The sequence below is a fragment of the Methanosarcina sp. DH1 genome, from assembly GCF_020804205.1.
Classification (GTDB): Archaea; Halobacteriota; Methanosarcinia; order Methanosarcinales; family Methanosarcinaceae; genus Methanosarcina; species Methanosarcina vacuolata.
The window spans coordinates 136,214-153,530 of sequence record NZ_WJBJ01000002.1; the positions used below are offsets into that span (position 1 = coordinate 136,214).

Here is a 17,317-nt window from a genome sequence, read left to right on the forward strand (position 1 = left end):
TTAACTTCCATAATTCTCTGATATTCAGCAAGATAGATAAATTCATATGTGGGATTCTCCTATCCTTTTTCATGAGTGACGTAATTTTGCTCTGGGACGGCCCTCTTCTCTTTGAAAAACTGTTTGTGGAATATGGGCTTGAATGCACTCGTGCACTCTCAACGTCCCTTGGTACTCCTTATCTTCCTGCCTGCAAGGTTCTGGTTTTGCCGACAGGTTTTGCAAATAAACAGTATACGAAAACAGGCGCAGGACTTGAACGCGGTAAACGTTCCCTTGAAAAGTTTGTGACAAAAGGAGGGACTCTTCTTGTTTTCAGCCCTCTTGTCCCAAAATACGAATACGAGTGGCTTCCTTTTTCTCTGAAATACGTAATGGAAGAAAACCCATGCACACCTCAGCCTGTGGGTCAGCACGAAGCCCAAAAGCTGGTGGAAAATATCGATCCTCCTGTAGGATGTGACGGTTATTTCACGGAAACCGACGGTGATGTGGTATTAACGGATGATAGGGGCAGGCCGATAATGGTCGTAAAAGAAGTTGGAGAAGGCATGGTCGTTGCAACCACAGTACACGAGCTTCCTTCATCCGAATTCTTTGAGTGCAGGGTCTCATGTACAAAAAAGGTAAAACCTTGAAAGAAAATTTAAATCAAAAAATCAGAATTAAACATAAAGATTGACACTTTTTAATATCTTCTGGAATCGCCAAAATTTACCATTAATTCCGCTAGCAATTGATTTCAATCAATCAAAAACCCAGAAAATAATAAAAAGTCTCCTCATTTAATCTTTTTTACATTTTTATCCATTTTGTACTGGTTCCTAAGCCTCTCTATTTCTTCGGTTTCGTTTTTCAGTTTGAGCACAAATAAGCCGAAGCAGGGCTTTGTGAACTGAAATATAATATCGCTTCCTGAAAAGCCAACAGGGGAAACTGTACCCATGAGCATGAGATCTCTTACTTTGTACCCGCCAGGTACGAGGTATACATCCTCTGAATTCTCCATAATGAGTTTTTCACACTCTTCGAGGGTTGTATTCTTCAGGAGAACCTCATAGTTATATCCGCTTAAACATACCATTTTTGTACCCTTTATTGTTTTTTTCTAGATATATCCAGGAATATTCTGATAGCTGTCCATGCTTCAAATGGCCGTTAGTTTAACTCATGTTAAAATATGAGTCGATGGTATAAGAGACAATTTATTTTGAAAAGCGAATTTTAAACTCTACGAATAACAGGCACAAACAAACTATTATCGTTTCGATCTGCGGTCAAAAGTACTTGACAGGGCTTTCGTGCCAAAGGACTTTCATACCAAAGAGAGTTCTGTACAAACACTATAACCTTGATTCATATTCTTTATATAATTTTTCTTTTATATTTTTTGAAACGCTTGCAGTTGAATGCATATTCGTCTTGACTAAACAGTTTTAACCTCTATTGACAATTTAATATAAATTTGACGATACAGGCTTGTTAAATAATGCTTTAGATCTAATAGGCTTGTTAAACAATGCTTTAGGTCTAAATAGGCTTGTTAAATAATGCTTTAGATATATTGGGGATAGAAAGTTGGAAGATGTATTGAAGCTGATCTAAAAACTCAAGACAATTTCTCAGAATCCTATATTCTGAATAATAATTGAGCTTCAGATTATAAAAATTGTTTCTAAAATATTCTCAATTTTTTACGAATATGGTTGATTTTGGGAAGAGTTCTTAAACTATCAATACTGTCTCGATTTCAAGAATTTCAATTCAAATATTGATTGCAAAGATTAAAATTCAGGATAAACCCTAATCTTACAGATAAAATACCTAAGAGATGAAATATTATGACCGGCGCAAAAGTGCTCCTCATGATGGGATGTCCAGAGGTTCCGATTCAAACCAGCATTGCATTATATCTTTCCCATAAACTGACTAAACTGGGATTTGATGTAACCGTTGCCGGGACAACTGCCGCAAGCAAGCTTTTGAAAGTCTCCGATTCCGACGGCTATTATGTAAAAAAGCTGGTAGATCTCGACAAAACTATAGTAGACGTCATTGAAAAAAGAATGGATTTCGATATGTGCTTTGCCTTTATGCATAACGATGCAGGAATGACTTATGCAACGACCATGAGCTCCATTTCTCAGGCCAGAATGTATTCAATAGTCTTTGGCAGAAATGCCGAGGTTCTGGCCGAAACCATAGAGTTCGACTGTGAAAAGATTGTCGCACAGGACGTTCACAACCCCGTTCGTCTCAAGAACAAGCTGGATAAGGTTATGGAGGAGATCGTTAAATGAGCTGTATTGAGCAAATGAAGTACACAATCCACCTGCAAAAAATAAGCTTCAAGGAGGCCAGAGAGTATATTGAGAAAAACTCGGACGAGGTTTACTATGTATCTCCTGGATATAAAATCTTCAAAGATTATTATATAATAGGAATACCGCCCATTGCGATGGGTGTAAAAGACAATGCTCTGGTCTTCCCCTATACAAAGCCGTGCCATGGGAGCTTTGTCCTGAGCATAGACGACGAAGACAGCATAAAAGAGATCAATCGGCTCAGGGAGGCGGAAAAAGAAAAAGTAACGCCTTCAGCGAAGAAAAGTAAACCTGCTGAAAGTTCCAGGACATCTTTATCCAGCTATGGAGATATGTGGAAAAACTAAAATCTGAAAAGTTGACCATAGAGGAAGAAAATCTTACTCTTCCTCTAAATTGGCTTTCAAAATCGAATCCTTTATAGAATCTTGTACATTTTTCACTCTATTACCAGGTCTTTTACCCTGATACCGCTTTCCACAATTTTTCCTACGATTTTTCCACCGGTAATTTCTGCAGCTTTTGCAGCATCTTTTTCCGGCAAGATAACAAGAAAACCCATACCCATATTGAAGGTTCTGTACATTTCAAGATCCTCGACTCCGCCTTCCTTCTGCAAGAATTTGAAAATTTCCTGGGGTTCAAGAGGATCGTAAAAATCAAAACCGAGTTTTGTCACTCTTCTCAGTTTCAAAAGTCCGCTGCCTGTTATGTGGGCAAGCCCATGGACTTCACATGCCTTCAGGACATCAAGAATCTCAATATAAATTCTTGTTGGGGTCAGGAGGTCGTCTCCAATCGTTTTTGAATTGTCATAGGGACAGGGGTCGTGATAAGAGTACCTGGATTCCTCAATGATTTTCCTTACAAGGGTATAGCCGTTGCTGTGAACGCCTGTACTTGGGACACCAACAATCACGTCACCTACCCTTACTTTCTCTCCCTCAACAATCTGTTCTTTCCGGACAATTCCAAGGCATGTACCTGCAAGGTCAAAACCTTTAATTATCTCTGGCAGGGTTGCAGTTTCTCCACCAACGATGGACATCCTGGATATTTCCGCGCCATTAACCAGTCCTTCCCCGATCTGGGCGGCAAAGCCTTCTTCATGCTTTTCCAGGGCAAGATAATCTACAAAGGCTACAGGTTCGGCCCCTATGGCTAGAAGGTCATTCACATTCATTGCGATACAGTCTATGCCTACTGTATTCCACCGCTGCATTTCGTTTGCAATAAGAACTTTTGAGCCTACCCCATCAGTTGTCAGGGCAAGGGCATATTCTCCGAAGTCCAGAAGCCCTGCATAATGCCCTATTCCTGTAAGGGGGGCTCCTATACCTTTTCGAACATAGCTCAGTTTTTCGATAAGGGTCTTGACGGTTTTTTCTTCCTTTGTAATATCTACGCCTGAATCCGCGTACGTTAAGTGTTTTTCACTCATCTTTTGCCCCTCCCTGCCTGCTTTATAGCTTTTTTTCAATTCCGTTTCCGTTATATAGTTCAAATTCATCGTGCAGGGTCTTGACTGCAGCAAATGCATCGTCTTCCCGCACTACGAAAGAGATATTGTACTGGGAAGAGCCCTGGCTAATCATGATGATATTAATCAGCGAGTTCCCAAGCGCTCCGAATACCCGTTTTGCCACGCCTGGAGTCCCTGCCATACCTGCACCCACGACTGCAACTACACAGACATCTTTGTCTGACGTAATTTCTTTTACGATTCCGCGGTTGAACTCTTCATGCAGGGCTTTTAATGCAGTTTCCACATGTGCTTCACTGATCACGAAAGATATATTTGATTCGGACGAGCCCTGGCTTATCATAATAACATTAACGCCTGACTTTGCAAGTACTGTGAAGAGTCTTGCTACAGTCCCGACAGATCCTACCATCTCTGCGCCTGAAATATTGATGAGAGCCACGTTTTTGATCAGGCTTACGGCTTTTACTACATTCTTGCACTGGAACTTTTCCGCAACTACGAGCGTGCCAGGTAGCTCAGGCTCAAACGTATTCTTGACACGTACAGGAATGTGTTCGCGCATAGCAGGCTCAATCGTGCGCGGGTGCAGTACGTTTGCCCCGAAGTAAGAAAGTTCCATGGCTTCGGCATAAGAGATTTGCGGGATAGTTTTTGCCTCTGGCACTATTCTCGGATCGGTAGTCATGATACCGTTTACTTCTTTCCAGAGCCAGATCTCGTCGGCTTTCAAAGCTGCGCCCAGAATAGAAGCTGTAAAGTCAGAGCCGCTTCTTCCCAGAGTGGTAATAATTCCTTCCTCGTTTTCTCCGATAAATCCCGTAACTACAAGAATCTGTGTCTCGAGTCTGCATCCAAGCCTCTTATTCACAAGTTCGTAAGTTTTCTCAAGAGGCCTTGCATTCCCGTAATCCGATGATGTTATAATCCCTGCTTCTCCACCTGTGAATTCAGTTGATGAAATTCCAAGGGAACGGATAGCTCCTGACACAATCGGAGCAGCCAGGCGCTCTCCATAAGAACAAATGTAGTCAATTGACCTTGAAGTAAGCTCACCAAGATAGCAGATTCCGATCAGGGCTTTTTCGAGCTCGTCAATGCGGAGGTCAAGTGTCTGGATAACTTCTTTAGCGACTGTTGGATCATCAATGGCATCCTTCACGGCCTCGTGGTGTTTGTTTGTGATTTCTGTTTTAAATTCTTTCACAAGGGCGACTTTGCCTTTTGTTGAAGCAAAGAGTGCATTTTCCAGAAGCTCATCGGTTACTCCACCGAGCGCTGAGGTTACTACCACGATCTGGTTGCCTTCTTCACGGTACCCCTTTAGAAGCTGGGCAACATGACGGATTTTTTTTCCGTCCCCAACGGAAGTTCCTCCAAATTTCATTACAATTTTCATGATCGGATCACGTTTTGTCGTTAACTGATTATTCTCACACCATTTACTTAAACTGTTGATAATAGTTTTGGTTATCTTCACTGATTATTCAGATTGGAATTAATAGTTCTCCAAAATTTCTGCGGGTTTGCAGATTGCTTTCAATAGCATGATTTTTTTGTAGAGAAAGATATATATCGGCTCTTTCGTCACTTAATACATTTTATGCTGAGAACCTGTTCTGTATAGGATATGGATACTATATTATAACGTTTGTGTAAAATGGATTAGAAATTAATCTCCAGATCAGCAGAAAAACCTGCTGGCAAATACCCGATAAATCTAAGTAATCTGGATCTGGTAGAAAATATTATATTTAATTCCCGAGATGAAAGACTAAGATATTTGGAAAGAGATGAAGCAATGAAATACGCTGTACTTATAGGAGACGGAATGGCTGATTACCCAATAGAGAAACTGGGTGGAAAGACCATTCTCCAGGCAGCCCGAACCCCTGCTATGGATTATATCGCAGCCCATGGAAAAATAGGGCTTGCAAAAACGATACCTGATGAACTTCACCCCGGGAGTGATGTCGCAAATATGTCTATTCTCGGGTACGATCCAGCAGTATATTACTCTGGTAGGGCTCCTCTGGAGGCCGCCAGTATGGGTGTTGCTCTTGCATCTGATGATGTGGCTTTCAGATGCAATCTTGTGACTATTGAGCATAGGAGAATAAAAGATTACAGCGCAGGGCATATCAGTAGTGAAGAAGCTAGGATTCTCATCGAAACCCTTGATGCGGAACTCGGTAATGAAGAACTGAGCTTTAATCCGGGAATCAGCTACAGGCATCTTCTGGTCGCCAAAAATAATCTGGGAGCTGAAACAGAGTGTACTCCCCCGCATGATATTACTGGAAAGAAAATTGAGGAATATCTGCCCGGAGGAAAAGACGGAGATTTCTTTTCCGATCTGATGAAAAAATCTATGATCGTTCTTGAACTGCATCCAGTTAATCTGAAAAGGATTGAAGAGGGTAAGAATCCCGCAAATTCAATCTGGGTCTGGGGCCAGGGATATGCTCCGAAGTTTACGCCATTTCAAGAACTATATGGGAAAACTGGAGCAGTTATTTCCGCAGTCGATCTTCTGAAAGGCATTGGAGTTTATGCAGGAATGGATGTAATTGAAGTTCAGGGAGCAACCGGTTATCTGGATACCAATTATGAAGGAAAAGCCAGTGCTGCAATCGAGGTCCTGAAAACCAGGGACCTTGTTTTTGTCCATGTGGAAGCTCCGGATGAAGCCGGGCATGAAGGGAGCATTGATAAAAAGTTAAAAGCTGTCGAAGATTTCGATAGCCGAATTGTAGCTCCTATTCTTAAGCATGCGATGGCTTCAGACGAGCCTTTTACAATTCTCGTACTGCCTGATCATCCAACTCCTATTTCCATAAAAACTCATGCTCGAGATCCAGTTCCTTTTGCAGTCTACAGAACTGATAAAACGGAATCTGATAGTGCAGAGACCTTCGATGAGGAATCGGCTAAAAAAGGTTCTCTTGGCCTTGTAAAAGCTTCGGATCTTATAGGAATACTTGTGAAGGCTAAATAACTGCTTTTTCTCGTTTTCCATTCGATGCTTCTATTTGTTCAGCATCCTAATTTCCAGAATAATCCTCTGCTCTGGATTTTCTGATTTTTTTCTGTTATCACACTGGCTCTTTTTTGTACTCAGCTTGTGTATAATTATTCAGGAAAACATATATATCCTTTCTCAATATATTCAAAATAGCACATAAAAGCTGTGTTATCATTTTAACTAAGGGGGATTTTTGTATGAGATGGCCTATGAGAAGATCATTTCCAGGACCTGGACGCTGGGATCCTTTTGAAGAAATAAGAAGGACGCAAGAACGCCTCAATCAGTTGTTTGAAGACTTTATGCCGATGGAAGAATGGGGAGGCGGAAAAGTATACACTCCTGCTATCGACATTAAGGAAGAAGACGATAAACTTATAGTCACTACCGACCTGCCTGGCATTAATAAAGAGGATGTTCAGATTAACCTTAAAGAAGACATGCTTGAGATCAGTGCAAAGACCGGGAAGGAAAAAGAGACTGAGGAAGAAGGGTACCTGCGCCGGGAGAGAGCATATACTCAATTTTATAGGGCTATTCGCTTGCCTGCGAGCGTTAAGGAAGAGGGAAGCACTGCAAAAATGGAAAATGGTGTCCTGAAAATAACGCTGCCGAAAATGCAATTGGAAGAGCCTACAAAGAAAATAGCTATTGAGTGAGCTTTTCGAAGCGAAAAGTATAATATTAAATTTAATTTCAGACTGCGAAAGAAAACCGCAGCCTGTCTATTTTGAATTTTTCTTGTTGATTTCCCAACTTCACTCATTCTGATTTTCACTCGTTCTGATTTTCACTTATTCTGATTTCCACTCACTCTGATTTTTACTCACTCTGATTTTCACTCAATCCGACTCTTAATTTTCATAATCTGGTTCTATTATTTGTTCTGGATGTGTTCTTATCATAGTATTTGGAGTCAGGACATGGCTCCACATGAATCGAAAAGTGGCCGTTATTGCCGCAGACCTCTTTTAGCCTGTTTTCTATCTGCGTTGAGATTTCATGTGCATCTACGATATTTAAATCCCGGTCTACCTCAATATGGACATCTGCAGCCATGGCATTCCCTATTTTTCGGGTTTTTAGCTCATGGAAGCCTAAGACACCTTCAGTCGAATCAAGGACTCGTTCAATATTTCTGTAAGTCTCCGAATCAAGCGAAGCTTCCAGCAGTTCATTGAGGTTTTTGTAAGAAACATCAAATGCCACTTTAAAGATAAAGAAACTTAATACAATTGCAGCTAGTGGATCAAGCACTACCCACTTGCCTCCGAGAAAGATCGCGCCTCCTATTCCTAGCATGGTGCCTACAGAGGAGAGAGCATCCGAACGGTGATCCCAGGCATTTGCAATTACCGCATCACTCTTAAGTTCTCGACCGCATTCTATAGTGTAGCGGTATAGCCATTCTTTTAACACAATTGAAATGGCTGCTGCAGCAAGAGCGATTTTACTTGGCTCTGGCAGACTCTCTCCCTGATAAAAAGTAATAACTTTCTGAAGACCGCCCCAGAAAATTCCAAAAGCAGCCGCAATAAGTACAAGGCCTATAAATGCGGCAGCTAAAGTCTCAATTTTCCCATGTCCATAATTATGTGTGCTGTCCCTTGGTTTTTTAGCGATTTTTAAACCTACAATCACTGCGATATCAGTTATAAAGTCTGATAGTGAATGAGCTGCATCCGCTATCATTGCCGAACTATTACCAAGGATCCCAGCTGCAAACTTAAAAGCTGTCAATAAAAAGTTTAAAAGCATCGAGACTTTTGTTACATGAGACGCTCGGGAGTACCGTGTATCGTCATTATCCTCATAACTAAAAAGAGTCTCTTTATTTGTATCTCCAGCACTTTCCATAATTTCTCATATTGTCTTTACTATTTGAATATATTTGAGATCTTATTCTTTGAGATCTTATTCTTTGAGATCTTATATTTCAATATATGTTGTTATACTATTAAACCAGAGCATATAAATTAGCAATCAAGAGATATAAGGGTATCTATCACCTGGTTAAGGAGCTTATATGGCTTAGAATCGTTTTTTGCAGGTTCACTCAACTTTAATATTTCGAACACTTATATAATTATCACTCTTATAAAATACAGAATTGAAAAACACCATAGGCTCTCAGCCGTAATGTGGAAAAATATATTTTATTTCCTTTATTTTCTCTTCTTTTTCTCCTTCTTCTCCTTCTTCAGGAAATTCTTTACTTTTTCTGGCTTCAGCCTGTGCAACCTCAGGGTGCTGTTTTAGAAATTCTATTGAATATTCAGTAGTTTCTTTTGCTGATGCTTGAAATGTCTTGTCGATTTCTTCTTTACTAAACTGCCCGTGATAAAGAAGAAGCTGAGTTACCTTTTGCCTGGTGGCTTGAGGGTCTTTCTCATATTCCAGGGCGTAGTACAGCTTACTTATAATTACTCTTAAACTCCAGATTCTGCTTCGTTCGTTGTCCTTTAACTCGAAAGGGATTTTTTCCTTTATTTTTTCTATAATTTCGTTCAGGTCATACTGGCCCATTTTAACACCCTTATAAAAAACAATTTGCAAGCAGATAAAAGCTTTTAAAAGCTCTTAACTTTGCTCCCTGGAGAAAAGTATTATTGATAATTAAACAAGATCGAAAATAAGGTAAGTTGGAAAATAAGGTAAGTTGGAAAATAAAGTGAGTTAGGAAATAAAGTGAGTTGGAAAATAAAGTACGTTGGAAAAATAAAGTAAACTGAAAAACTAAGGTCTGCCGAAAACGAACATGATATTCTTTGAATAACATGCACAATCAATGAAAGTGCTTGCAGATAACAGCATTTTCATGCTAATAGGTGAAAAGCGCGGCATCAGGAAATTGTTCTCATCATCTTTTGCTCAGTTGGGGTAACTCTCATCATCGCCGCAAGATAAAGTATATCGGTGGTCTTATTTATGGTTACTGCCTTTACTGCTGCAAATTATTCATTCAATGAATTATGCCCTTTATTACTACGGGAGCGCAGAGGGTCACGAATACCCTATCCTTCAGGTTGGGGATGAAGTGAACCCTCGCCTCTTCGTTTTCTCTTTAAATATCTAAACCATAGTTTCCTTTTATATAGATAGTAAATCGGATAAGGAAACCGAGGTAAAAATTTCAATCACTTATGTTAAGGAAACCTTGTTAAAGGATACTTAATTATCTGTCTCCAAGTAACCGGGCGGGCGGTCCGAAGCATACCCCATCCTTTAGGGTGGGGTGGCCGCCCGCAATTTGATTTTCTGTATCTAACTGCACAAAATTCAGGTACTCTTATTAACTCAAAGCTTTCTGAGGAAAAGACTTGAAATTCGAAGCCATAACCGTTGAGAATATCCCCCTTATACATACTGGGGACAATCTGCCCTCGATCATTTGTGAGAATCTAGAACTTCAGGACAGGGACATTGTTATCGTTGCCTCGACCATCGTTGCTAAAGCTGAAGGTGAGGTCTTCAGGCTAGAGGATATTACCCCAGGGAAAATAGCACTTGAGATGGCATCCCGAAACGGAAAAGATGCGAGGTTTATCCAGGCCGTACTTTCCCGGAGCAGGGAGGTGCTTGTGGAAAAGCCATTTATGCTTGTGACAACTCTAGCAGGGCATACCTGCGTAAATGCAGGGGTTGACGAATCAAATATTGAAGACGGATTTTTGCTCTATCCTCCGGTAAATCCAGATGCCAGTGCTTCAAGACTCGGGCAGGAGCTTGAAAAGTTGAGCGGGAAAAAGTTAAGTGTGATTGTCACGGACACAAACGGGAGAGCTTTTAAAATAGGGCAGACCGGCGCTGCCATCGGAATTTACAAAATGAAGCCTGTAAAGCACTGGATTGGAGAAAAAGATCTCTTCGGAAAAGTCCTTGAGGTTACAGAGGAAGCAGTTGCCGATGAACTTGCAGGTGCCGCAAATCTTCTGATGGGCGAAGGGGCAGGTGGAACTCCCGTAGTTGTAATTCGTGGTTTTGATTATTATTGTGAAGAAGAGACCTTTATAAAGGAAATGTATCGTCCTGAAGAACTGGATATAATTAAAAAAGGACTTCGCTGCCTTCAAAAAAAAGTTGAATAAAAATAGCTGAATGAAAATAGCTGAATGAAAATAACTGAATGAAACTAGCTGAATGAAAAGAGTCTAATTAAAAAAGTATAAACTTCAGAGCTTAGATATTGAGTTAGAAATATCATAACTTCAATTTTATATAATGTTAGAGTCTCGGGAGTTTGATTCCGTGTCTCGACTTGCCTGGGTGAAAAACAACTTGCTGCAATGTGAAATGGGACTCAATAGTATTAAGAGCGGATCATAGTTAGAACCATTTTGAACCTTTCCAGGGCATGGAGTGAATGGGGTTCGTTGGCAGGCATTATAATCATGTCCCCTTTCTCCAGAACATTTTTATTTCCCGAGATTGTGATTTCTGCCTTTCCAGCTGTTATTTGAACCATGGCGTCAAAAGGAGCAGTATGCTCGCTCAGTCCCTCACCTTTATCGAAGGCAAATATAGTTACGGTTCCGGTATTCTTACGGATAATTTCTCTGCTTACAACGGCTCCTTCCTGGTAATCAATCAAAGTTTCTATCCTTAATACCCTGGCTTTTAATTCTTCAGACATTGTTCCACCTCTTACTCTTCCACAAGTCCATATAGCCTATCTAGCCATTGACAAATTTTTGAGCGGATAAAATCTAGTCACGCCAGACTTTCTATCTTTTATGATTTCTAGGTAAGGTATCCTCATAAAGTGTTTTTACGTTCTTTTATATCAACATCTTAAATAACTGCACCCTAAACAGTTAAACTATTTTTTAACTTCTTATATAAATATTCTTCTGTAAGCGTGAGAGCAGGAGATTCTTAAACTCAGTAAGTTCAGTTCACGCTTGAAGTCTCGCTTTTTAGCTCAAAAGGTATATATTCCACTTTCACACCCGCGTCCCTAAAAAACTCAAGTGAATCGTTGTCGGGATAGTAAGTTGCGTATACTACTCTTTTGATGTTCGAGTTGATAAGCATTTTCGCGCAAAGGATACAGGGCTGGTGTGTACAGTAAATGGTTGCTCCTGCTATGCTTACCCCATGGATTGCAGCCTGGATAATTGCATTCTGTTCTGCATGCACTGCCCTGCACTTTTCCTGTCTTGTGCCTGAAGGAATTTTTTCCAGATCCCTGATACACCCAATTTCAAGACAGTGGTCCATGCCGCTAGGTGCCCCATTATATCCGGTTGCGAGGATTCTTTTATCTCGCACGATAACAGCTCCCACATTCTTTCGGAGGCATGTGGCCCGTTTGCCTACTACAAAGGCGATTTCAAGAAAGTACTCATCAATTGAAGGTCTTTGGGTCATTATTTTTAATGAACAGTAACTGGTATATATAGCTGTGACGTTAAAGTCTGTACCATTTTTAAGAGTTACTTTTAAGTGGAATAAATTAAACGGTATATAGAGAAGAATTGCTAGAGGAAGAATTAATATAATCTGTGAGAATACAGAGGTAAAACAAATTAACTTATTTATAACACTAATTTGTTTCTAACATGCTTGTTTATATATACTTATTTATAATATTAAAACATCCAGAACGTTATCCCCCGTTACCTGAACCCGAATAGCAGAGTAAATTCAAGATTTTCAATAAACTTGATTATAAACTTCGTGTTCTGAATTATACATCAGGATTATATATCTGGATGTAATGAGCTGTTCGGATAGGTTCAATAAAATAATAGATACACGCATCCGGAGTATTAAATTATGGCAACAGGTTTGGCCGAAATTTTAGATAATTTCGTGAAAAGTCATGATGACCGCCAGTTGCTGGCCCTCCCCCTTGCGATACTCGCAGTTTCTTTAGCAATACTGCTAGTTTCCTTTGTGAGTAGCGGATCGCCGGTAAAACTGGGAATGGATTTCCAGGGCGGTACTCAGATTTCGATAGAAACGACTGATTCTCCTGCTGTACTTGAAAAAACGTATTCTTCTTACCCCATCACCGATGTCCGGCAGACCGGAAGTAGGGTTATCATGCAGTTTGGGATTATGGATGATGAGCAGCAGCGTCAGCTTGAAAAGGATATTACGAGCCACAACTATTCCAATGTGCAGATTCAGCAAGTTGGGCCTATTTACGGCAAGACTCTGCAGGTACAGGCCCTGGAAGCTCTAATTATTTCCTTTATAGGAATGGGAATTGTGGTATTCCTGCTCTTCAGGACTTTTATTCCTTCCTGTGCAGTGATACTTTCTGCATTTTCAGATATTGCTATTGCAGCTGCTTTCATGAGGGTTGCAGGGATTGAACTTTCCCTGGGAACACTTGCAGCGTTGCTTATGCTTATCGGTTATTCTGTAGACAGTGATATCCTGCTCACAAACAGGGTAATTAAACGCCGGGGTACGGTAGAAGAGAAAGTTTCCAAGGCGATGCATACAGGTATCACCATGACTACTACAACCCTTGCAGCGCTTGTGTCCATGTACATAGTCTCAACTTTCTCCTATCTTGTCATTTCTTCATTCACACAGATTACTCTGCTTTCGCAGATCTCAATTGTGCTGATTGCGGGACTTATTGCAGACATGATGAATACCTGGCTCCTGAATACGGGAATTTTACGATGGTATGCGATGAAACCCGAATTCAGAGGGAGGTATAACAGATGAGCGACAAAAAAAGCCTTCTTAAAAATCCAAGAGTCATTATCTTTATTTTAATCCTTCTTGGCTCTATAGTGGCTATTCACCCAGGCTATACCCCCGGAAAAGGGACAACTTCTAATCTTAATTTTGGACTTGATCTGGAAGGTGGGTCCTGGCTCCAGATACAACTGGAAGGAGCACTTGCCCAGGTAGATGTAGATTCCGGAAAATTAGTCAGCGGAATTGTAGAGCCTATAATTGGAGCCCCTATTGAGATCACAAAAAATAACCTTGATGCCGGCGGCTCTGCCAATAAATCTGTCACCTTTACAACATCTGGGACTGTCAGCGCATCCCAACTTGAGTATCTTGGCACGATAAGTGTGGACAAGCTGAGTGGGAGCACAACTCAGGTAACTATCTCTGATACCAGCAAGGAAGGTCTCATCCAGTCGTACCTATCAAAAGCCCTTGATGCAGAAGTAATGGCCCAGAGTGATGAGGACGGAACTGTCTATGAAATCAGGACTGCAGTCACTGAACAAAAGCTTGAGTCTCTACTGGAAAAGGTTGGAGGTTCGATCCACAAGAACGAAGATGGGACTTCAACCTATGAAGAAGGAGTAAGCACCGATACCAGAGACCTGACAAAGGAGATCCTCAGTGATAAGCTGAACTCTCTGGGTATCAAAGATATTCCTGTAAGAACCGTAGGGGACAAATACATCCTTATTGATTTTGCAGGCATTGACCTTGCAACTGCTAAGGAAATCGCTGAAAAACCTGGAAAGTTTGAGATCCGGATTCAGACAACTGGAAATGAAACCGAACATGTCCTTTACGGCGATTCAATTGTAAGTGTGGGAGTTCCAAGCTTCCATGATGAACAGTGGCATACTCCTTTCACCCTGGATGATGACGGAGCTCGGACACTCCAGAAAGTTGCACTCGAAACCGGAGCAATTGACGATCCTGATTCTCATTACCTGATGATGTATCTTGATGGAGTTGAAATTTATGGAGCTCCTTTAAGTTACTCTGCAGCCGAAAAACTGCGAGCAGGTCCAATTTATTCCTGGGAAGCTTCCACGGGTACTGATGATGCTGCAAAAACCGAAGCTACAGCACTTCAGGTTCACCTTCGAGCAGGGGCTCTTCCTGTCAATGTAGAGCTTGTAGGTTCAGGACATGTGGATGCAGGTCTCGGAGCGCAGTTCAAGACCGCAGCTCTGATTATAGGTTTAATTTCCCTGATTGGGGTGGCAGCCGTGGTTTACTTCAAGTACAGGAGACCTGAAATTCTGATACCCATGGTTGGAACTTCTACCAGTGAAGTTATCATGATCCTCGGAGTTGCAGCACTGATAGGATGGCAGCTTGACCTGGCGTCAATTGCAGGTGTTATAGCTTCCATAGGTACTGGAATTGACCACCTTGTGATTATCACAGATGAGGTTCTTGCTGAAGGGAAACTACCTCCAACAAGGGTTTTCAAATCCAGGATAACAAAGGCTTTTACAATCATTTTAGGGGCAGCCGCCACAAACATAATTGCCCTGTCCCCTCTGGTTGTAATGGGCTTTGGTACTTTGAAGGGCTTTGCAATTACTACCATCATTGGTGTCTTAATTGGTGTGGTTATCGCAAGGCCGGTTTATGGTATAGTAATCAAGGAACTTCTGAACGTAGATGAAAACGGAACTGCAAGCATAACTGAATAAGTATTGAGCGAGAAGTAAAGTTCTTTGAGGTTATTGGTATCCAGGAGTCAAAAATCAAGGTGGAATGTATGCAGGATCTCTGGACTTTGAAATATAGGGCGGGTACCCTGAAGGAAATGCTTGGAAACGAACATGCTGTAGCCACGCTTTCCGAACTTGCCCAGTCCGGGACTCTTCCCCACCTTATTTTCTACGGCCCTGAAAATTCCGGAAAAACGACAGCAGCTCTTGCTCTTGCCAGACAGCTCTATGGGCGTACCTGGAAAAATAATTTTGCATACTTCAATGCTTCAGATTTTTTTGACCAGGGAAAGCGCTATCTCGTCCGAGACAAGCGTTTCGTGCGTTTTCTGGGTACCGATGACCCAAAGAAAATCTATAAAAGTGTCATTGATATTTTCAAGGAAATTATCAATGAGTATGCTGGAATGGCCTCGCTGGATGCCGATTACAAGTTAATCTACATCGACAATGCTGAGTCTCTGAATTCGGATTCACAGCATGCTCTAAGGCGAATTATGGAAAAATACAGTGCAACATGCCGGTTTATTCTTTCCACTAACAAACCTTCCAAACTTATTGCTCCGCTCCGCTCAAGAGGTCTTCAAATTTTTTTCACATATGTTCCGGACACGGTTCTGAAAACTCATCTTGAGAAAATCTGCTGTGCTGAAAAGTTACAGCTTTCGGAAGGCGCATTTGATGCAATCCTTTATTCTGCGAAGGGAAATGTTGCAAAGGCAGTGCAGACTCTACAGCTTGCTTCTTTGGTTGCACAAGATCCGGTTATTACTGAAGAGATGGTGTATGAGGTTACTCTGGGCAGGGATGAAAATATTGACAATTTGCTTTCTGCGGCTCTTGCTGGAGATTTTTCCAGAGGAAGGAAGCTCCTTGATGATATGATAGTTGAAAAAGGGCTTTTAGGAGTCGAGATTCTTGAAAGGCTTTCCGAAGCTCTCGCAGATTCGGGAGAAGCGGATACAGACATTGCCCGGATTATTGTGAAAATTTCCGAAGCCGATGCCCATCTTAAGGATGCTGCCAATGAGAGAATCCAGCTTGAGAAACTGATCTCTTCTCTTTCCTAATTTTTAGGGTCGTTTTTCCTTCTGTTTTCTTTCACTGTCTTTTTATTGTTTTTTACTGCTTTTTCTGCTTTATTAATTTTTTTTATTGATTTCTGTCGCTTTTTATTGTTTTTTGCTGTTTTTTACTGCTTTTTGCCGCCTTTTGCGACTTTTTACTGTTTTTTGCGGTTTTTACTGCTTTTTGCCGCCTTTTGCTGCTTTTTCTGCCTTTTTATTTCTTATATGTCTGTGAAAGCTCGACTCCCTACTTATTTTGTGGTCGAGACTCCTGTTTTTATCTCTACTTTCCTTCCTTTTTAAAATACTATATATATGCTTCTCTTTAGAGTTATCCTAAAATAAAAAACTACTTATATTTTAACCATTTAATCAAAATTAACATGGTAAATTATATATACAATTAGCTTTTATTTTTTATTGTAGATAGGCCAGAATCTCAAGCTTCTAAGGAGTTAAGGGGCTCCGTTACACTTTTTAAACGAGGTATGGACCTTGGGGTTCAGAACATCCAGTGTGATGTGCTGTACTTCCTGAAGGTGGTTCAGAGCCTGGACTTCCTTGAGTATATGCCAGATCGGGCCTTTTCTAAAATCCACAAATAAATCCCTCCATTACTCCCTGAAGAACTCCCTCTTTTCAGGGAGGTCCTGCTCACATGGCAGAATAGAATCATGAAGTACGATTGAAAAAGATGATATTCGGCCTTAATTTTAAAAAAGGTTGTCTGCCTGAACTATTCCTTCAGGCAGTCATTCTATTAAACTTTTTTTTCAGTATTTATAGTGCTTTACTGAATGATATAAAATCACAACAAAGAAAGCAACTATCACCAGCAAGAGGCTGAAGAAACCAACAGGGTCCCAGACAAAGCCTATCCCAGATCCTCCTTCTTCCCAGGAAACGAGTACTGCTCCCTGGATTTCTGTAGGAATTACCACACAGGCAAAGGCAAGCACGAAGATAAATAAGATGTCAAAGACTTCTGCCATAATGCTCTTTTCTGCCATAAT

Annotated in this window: 18 protein-coding genes; 9 read left to right on the forward strand and 9 right to left on the reverse strand. The window is 40.9% G+C overall.

The features are described from left to right. Nucleotides 1–71 precede the first annotated feature (71 nt). Nucleotides 72–638: a hypothetical protein gene (locus FXW07_RS01085; protein WP_229393363.1), complete on the forward strand. Its 567-nt coding sequence runs from the start codon at nt 72–74 to the stop codon at nt 636–638. A gap of 143 nt (nt 639–781) precedes the next feature. Here FXW07_RS01085 and FXW07_RS01090 read toward each other — a convergent pair whose 3' ends face one another. Then, a complete protein-coding gene (locus FXW07_RS01090) occupies nt 782–1,084 on the reverse strand; it encodes a DUF1894 domain-containing protein (RefSeq protein ID WP_229393364.1) in 303 nt (100 codons plus the stop codon). A 757-nt stretch (nt 1,085–1,841) separates the two neighbouring features. Between FXW07_RS01090 and FXW07_RS01095 the strand changes: the two genes are divergently transcribed. Both FXW07_RS01095 and FXW07_RS01100 read left to right on the forward strand, forming a co-directional pair. After that, complete coding sequence (locus FXW07_RS01095; protein ID WP_229393365.1) at nt 1,842–2,300, forward strand: DUF1890 domain-containing protein; 459 nt, start codon at nt 1,842–1,844, stop codon at nt 2,298–2,300. Further along, nucleotides 2,297–2,671 carry a DUF1894 domain-containing protein gene (locus FXW07_RS01100; protein ID WP_229393366.1) on the forward strand — a complete coding sequence of 125 codons (375 nt, stop codon included), beginning with the start codon at nt 2,297–2,299 and terminating at the stop codon, nt 2,669–2,671. Before FXW07_RS01095 ends, FXW07_RS01100 begins: the two co-directional genes overlap by 4 nt. 92 nt (nt 2,672–2,763) lie before the next feature. On the opposite strand, the gene purM is transcribed toward FXW07_RS01100, so the two are convergent. After that, a complete protein-coding gene (gene purM, locus FXW07_RS01105; RefSeq protein WP_229393367.1) occupies nt 2,764–3,765 on the reverse strand; it encodes a phosphoribosylformylglycinamidine cyclo-ligase in 1,002 nt (333 codons plus the stop codon). 22 nt (nt 3,766–3,787) lie between these two features. Then, on the reverse strand, nt 3,788–5,206 hold the full coding sequence (locus tag FXW07_RS01110) for an aspartate kinase (RefSeq protein WP_048157973.1): 1,419 nt from the start codon (nt 5,204–5,206) through the stop codon (nt 3,788–3,790). 402 nt (nt 5,207–5,608) lie between these two features. Here FXW07_RS01110 and FXW07_RS01115 point away from each other — a divergent pair, with 402 nt between their 5' ends. Both FXW07_RS01115 and FXW07_RS01120 read left to right on the forward strand, forming a co-directional pair. After that, on the forward strand, nt 5,609–6,805 hold the full coding sequence (locus FXW07_RS01115; protein WP_229393368.1) for a cofactor-independent phosphoglycerate mutase: 1,197 nt from the start codon (nt 5,609–5,611) through the stop codon (nt 6,803–6,805). Between the two features lie 224 nt (nt 6,806–7,029). Continuing rightward, nucleotides 7,030–7,491 (forward strand): Hsp20/alpha crystallin family protein, encoded by a 462-nt coding sequence (locus tag FXW07_RS01120; protein ID WP_229393369.1) that lies wholly within the window; start codon nt 7,030–7,032, stop codon nt 7,489–7,491. A gap of 202 nt (nt 7,492–7,693) precedes the next feature. On the opposite strand, the gene FXW07_RS01125 is transcribed toward FXW07_RS01120, so the two are convergent. Together FXW07_RS01125 and FXW07_RS01130 are read right to left on the reverse strand one after the other, a co-directional pair. Beyond that, entirely contained in the window at nt 7,694–8,689 is a 996-nt protein-coding gene (locus FXW07_RS01125) for a cation diffusion facilitator family transporter (protein WP_229393370.1), read from the reverse strand. A 273-nt stretch (nt 8,690–8,962) separates the two neighbouring features. After that, nucleotides 8,963–9,358 (reverse strand): hypothetical protein, encoded by a 396-nt coding sequence (locus tag FXW07_RS01130; protein ID WP_229393371.1) that lies wholly within the window; start codon nt 9,356–9,358, stop codon nt 8,963–8,965. A 794-nt stretch (nt 9,359–10,152) separates the two neighbouring features. Here FXW07_RS01130 and FXW07_RS01135 point away from each other — a divergent pair. Beyond that, nucleotides 10,153–10,920 (forward strand): coenzyme F420-0:L-glutamate ligase, encoded by a 768-nt coding sequence (locus tag FXW07_RS01135; RefSeq protein WP_229393372.1) that lies wholly within the window; start codon nt 10,153–10,155, stop codon nt 10,918–10,920. 221 nt (nt 10,921–11,141) lie between these two features. Here FXW07_RS01135 and FXW07_RS01140 read toward each other — a convergent pair whose 3' ends face one another. Together FXW07_RS01140 and FXW07_RS01145 are read right to left on the reverse strand one after the other, a co-directional pair. Beyond that, a complete protein-coding gene (locus FXW07_RS01140) occupies nt 11,142–11,465 on the reverse strand; it encodes a cupin domain-containing protein (protein WP_229393373.1) in 324 nt (107 codons plus the stop codon). Nucleotides 11,466–11,722: 257 nt separating this feature from the next. Beyond that, nucleotides 11,723–12,202, reverse strand: coding sequence for a cytidine/deoxycytidylate deaminase family protein (locus FXW07_RS01145; protein WP_048123195.1), 480 nt, complete (start codon nt 12,200–12,202; stop codon nt 11,723–11,725). 408 nt (nt 12,203–12,610) lie between these two features. Here FXW07_RS01145 and FXW07_RS01150 point away from each other — a divergent pair, with 408 nt between their 5' ends. The 3 genes from FXW07_RS01150 (at nt 12,611) to FXW07_RS01160 (ending at nt 16,307) form a co-directional block, all read left to right on the forward strand. Continuing rightward, nucleotides 12,611–13,519 carry a protein translocase subunit SecF gene (locus FXW07_RS01150; RefSeq protein WP_229393374.1) on the forward strand — a complete coding sequence of 303 codons (909 nt, stop codon included), beginning with the start codon at nt 12,611–12,613 and terminating at the stop codon, nt 13,517–13,519. Beyond that, nucleotides 13,516–15,216, forward strand: a complete 1,701-nt coding sequence (locus FXW07_RS01155; protein WP_229393375.1) for a preprotein translocase subunit SecD — start codon at nt 13,516–13,518, stop codon at nt 15,214–15,216. The genes FXW07_RS01150 and FXW07_RS01155 overlap by 4 nt, the downstream gene beginning before the upstream one ends. A gap of 68 nt (nt 15,217–15,284) precedes the next feature. Beyond that, nucleotides 15,285–16,307 carry an AAA family ATPase gene (locus tag FXW07_RS01160; RefSeq protein ID WP_229393376.1) on the forward strand — a complete coding sequence of 341 codons (1,023 nt, stop codon included), beginning with the start codon at nt 15,285–15,287 and terminating at the stop codon, nt 16,305–16,307. A 452-nt stretch (nt 16,308–16,759) separates the two neighbouring features. Here the strand turns inward: FXW07_RS01160 and FXW07_RS01165 are convergent, their stop codons facing one another. Next, a complete protein-coding gene (locus FXW07_RS01165; RefSeq protein ID WP_156151141.1) occupies nt 16,760–16,903 on the reverse strand; it encodes a hypothetical protein in 144 nt (47 codons plus the stop codon). 174 nt (nt 16,904–17,077) lie between these two features. Beyond that, on the reverse strand, nt 17,078–17,314 hold the full coding sequence (locus FXW07_RS01170) for an efflux RND transporter permease subunit (RefSeq protein ID WP_048123188.1): 237 nt from the start codon (nt 17,312–17,314) through the stop codon (nt 17,078–17,080). Between the last annotated feature and the right edge of the window lie 3 nt (nt 17,315–17,317).

Excerpts from the sequence above, each read along its gene's own strand:
- FXW07_RS01120 (WP_229393369.1), top strand. The coding sequence starts at position 7,030 with ATGAGATGGCCTATGAGAAGATCATTTCCAGGACCTGGACGCTGGGAT.
- FXW07_RS01085 (WP_229393363.1), top strand. The coding sequence starts at position 72 with ATGAGTGACGTAATTTTGCTCTGGGACGGCCCTCTTCTCTTTGAAAAA.
- FXW07_RS01130 (WP_229393371.1), bottom strand. The coding sequence starts at position 9,358 with ATGGGCCAGTATGACCTGAACGAAATTATAGAAAAAATAAAGGAAAAA.
- FXW07_RS01095 (WP_229393365.1), top strand. The coding sequence starts at position 1,842 with ATGACCGGCGCAAAAGTGCTCCTCATGATGGGATGTCCAGAGGTTCCG.
- FXW07_RS01155 (WP_229393375.1), top strand. The coding sequence starts at position 13,516 with ATGAGCGACAAAAAAAGCCTTCTTAAAAATCCAAGAGTCATTATCTTT.
- FXW07_RS01125 (WP_229393370.1), bottom strand. The coding sequence starts at position 8,689 with ATGGAAAGTGCTGGAGATACAAATAAAGAGACTCTTTTTAGTTATGAG.
- FXW07_RS01115 (WP_229393368.1), top strand. The coding sequence starts at position 5,609 with ATGAAATACGCTGTACTTATAGGAGACGGAATGGCTGATTACCCAATA.
- FXW07_RS01160 (WP_229393376.1), top strand. The coding sequence starts at position 15,285 with ATGCAGGATCTCTGGACTTTGAAATATAGGGCGGGTACCCTGAAGGAA.
- FXW07_RS01170 (WP_048123188.1), bottom strand. The coding sequence starts at position 17,314 with ATGGCAGAAAAGAGCATTATGGCAGAAGTCTTTGACATCTTATTTATC.
- FXW07_RS01090 (WP_229393364.1), bottom strand. The coding sequence starts at position 1,084 with ATGGTATGTTTAAGCGGATATAACTATGAGGTTCTCCTGAAGAATACA.
- FXW07_RS01145 (WP_048123195.1), bottom strand. The coding sequence starts at position 12,202 with ATGACCCAAAGACCTTCAATTGATGAGTACTTTCTTGAAATCGCCTTT.
- FXW07_RS01150 (WP_229393374.1), top strand. The coding sequence starts at position 12,611 with ATGGCAACAGGTTTGGCCGAAATTTTAGATAATTTCGTGAAAAGTCAT.
- FXW07_RS01100 (WP_229393366.1), top strand. The coding sequence starts at position 2,297 with ATGAGCTGTATTGAGCAAATGAAGTACACAATCCACCTGCAAAAAATA.
- FXW07_RS01110 (WP_048157973.1), bottom strand. The coding sequence starts at position 5,206 with ATGAAAATTGTAATGAAATTTGGAGGAACTTCCGTTGGGGACGGAAAA.
- purM (WP_229393367.1), bottom strand. The coding sequence starts at position 3,765 with ATGAGTGAAAAACACTTAACGTACGCGGATTCAGGCGTAGATATTACA.
- FXW07_RS01140 (WP_229393373.1), bottom strand. The coding sequence starts at position 11,465 with ATGTCTGAAGAATTAAAAGCCAGGGTATTAAGGATAGAAACTTTGATT.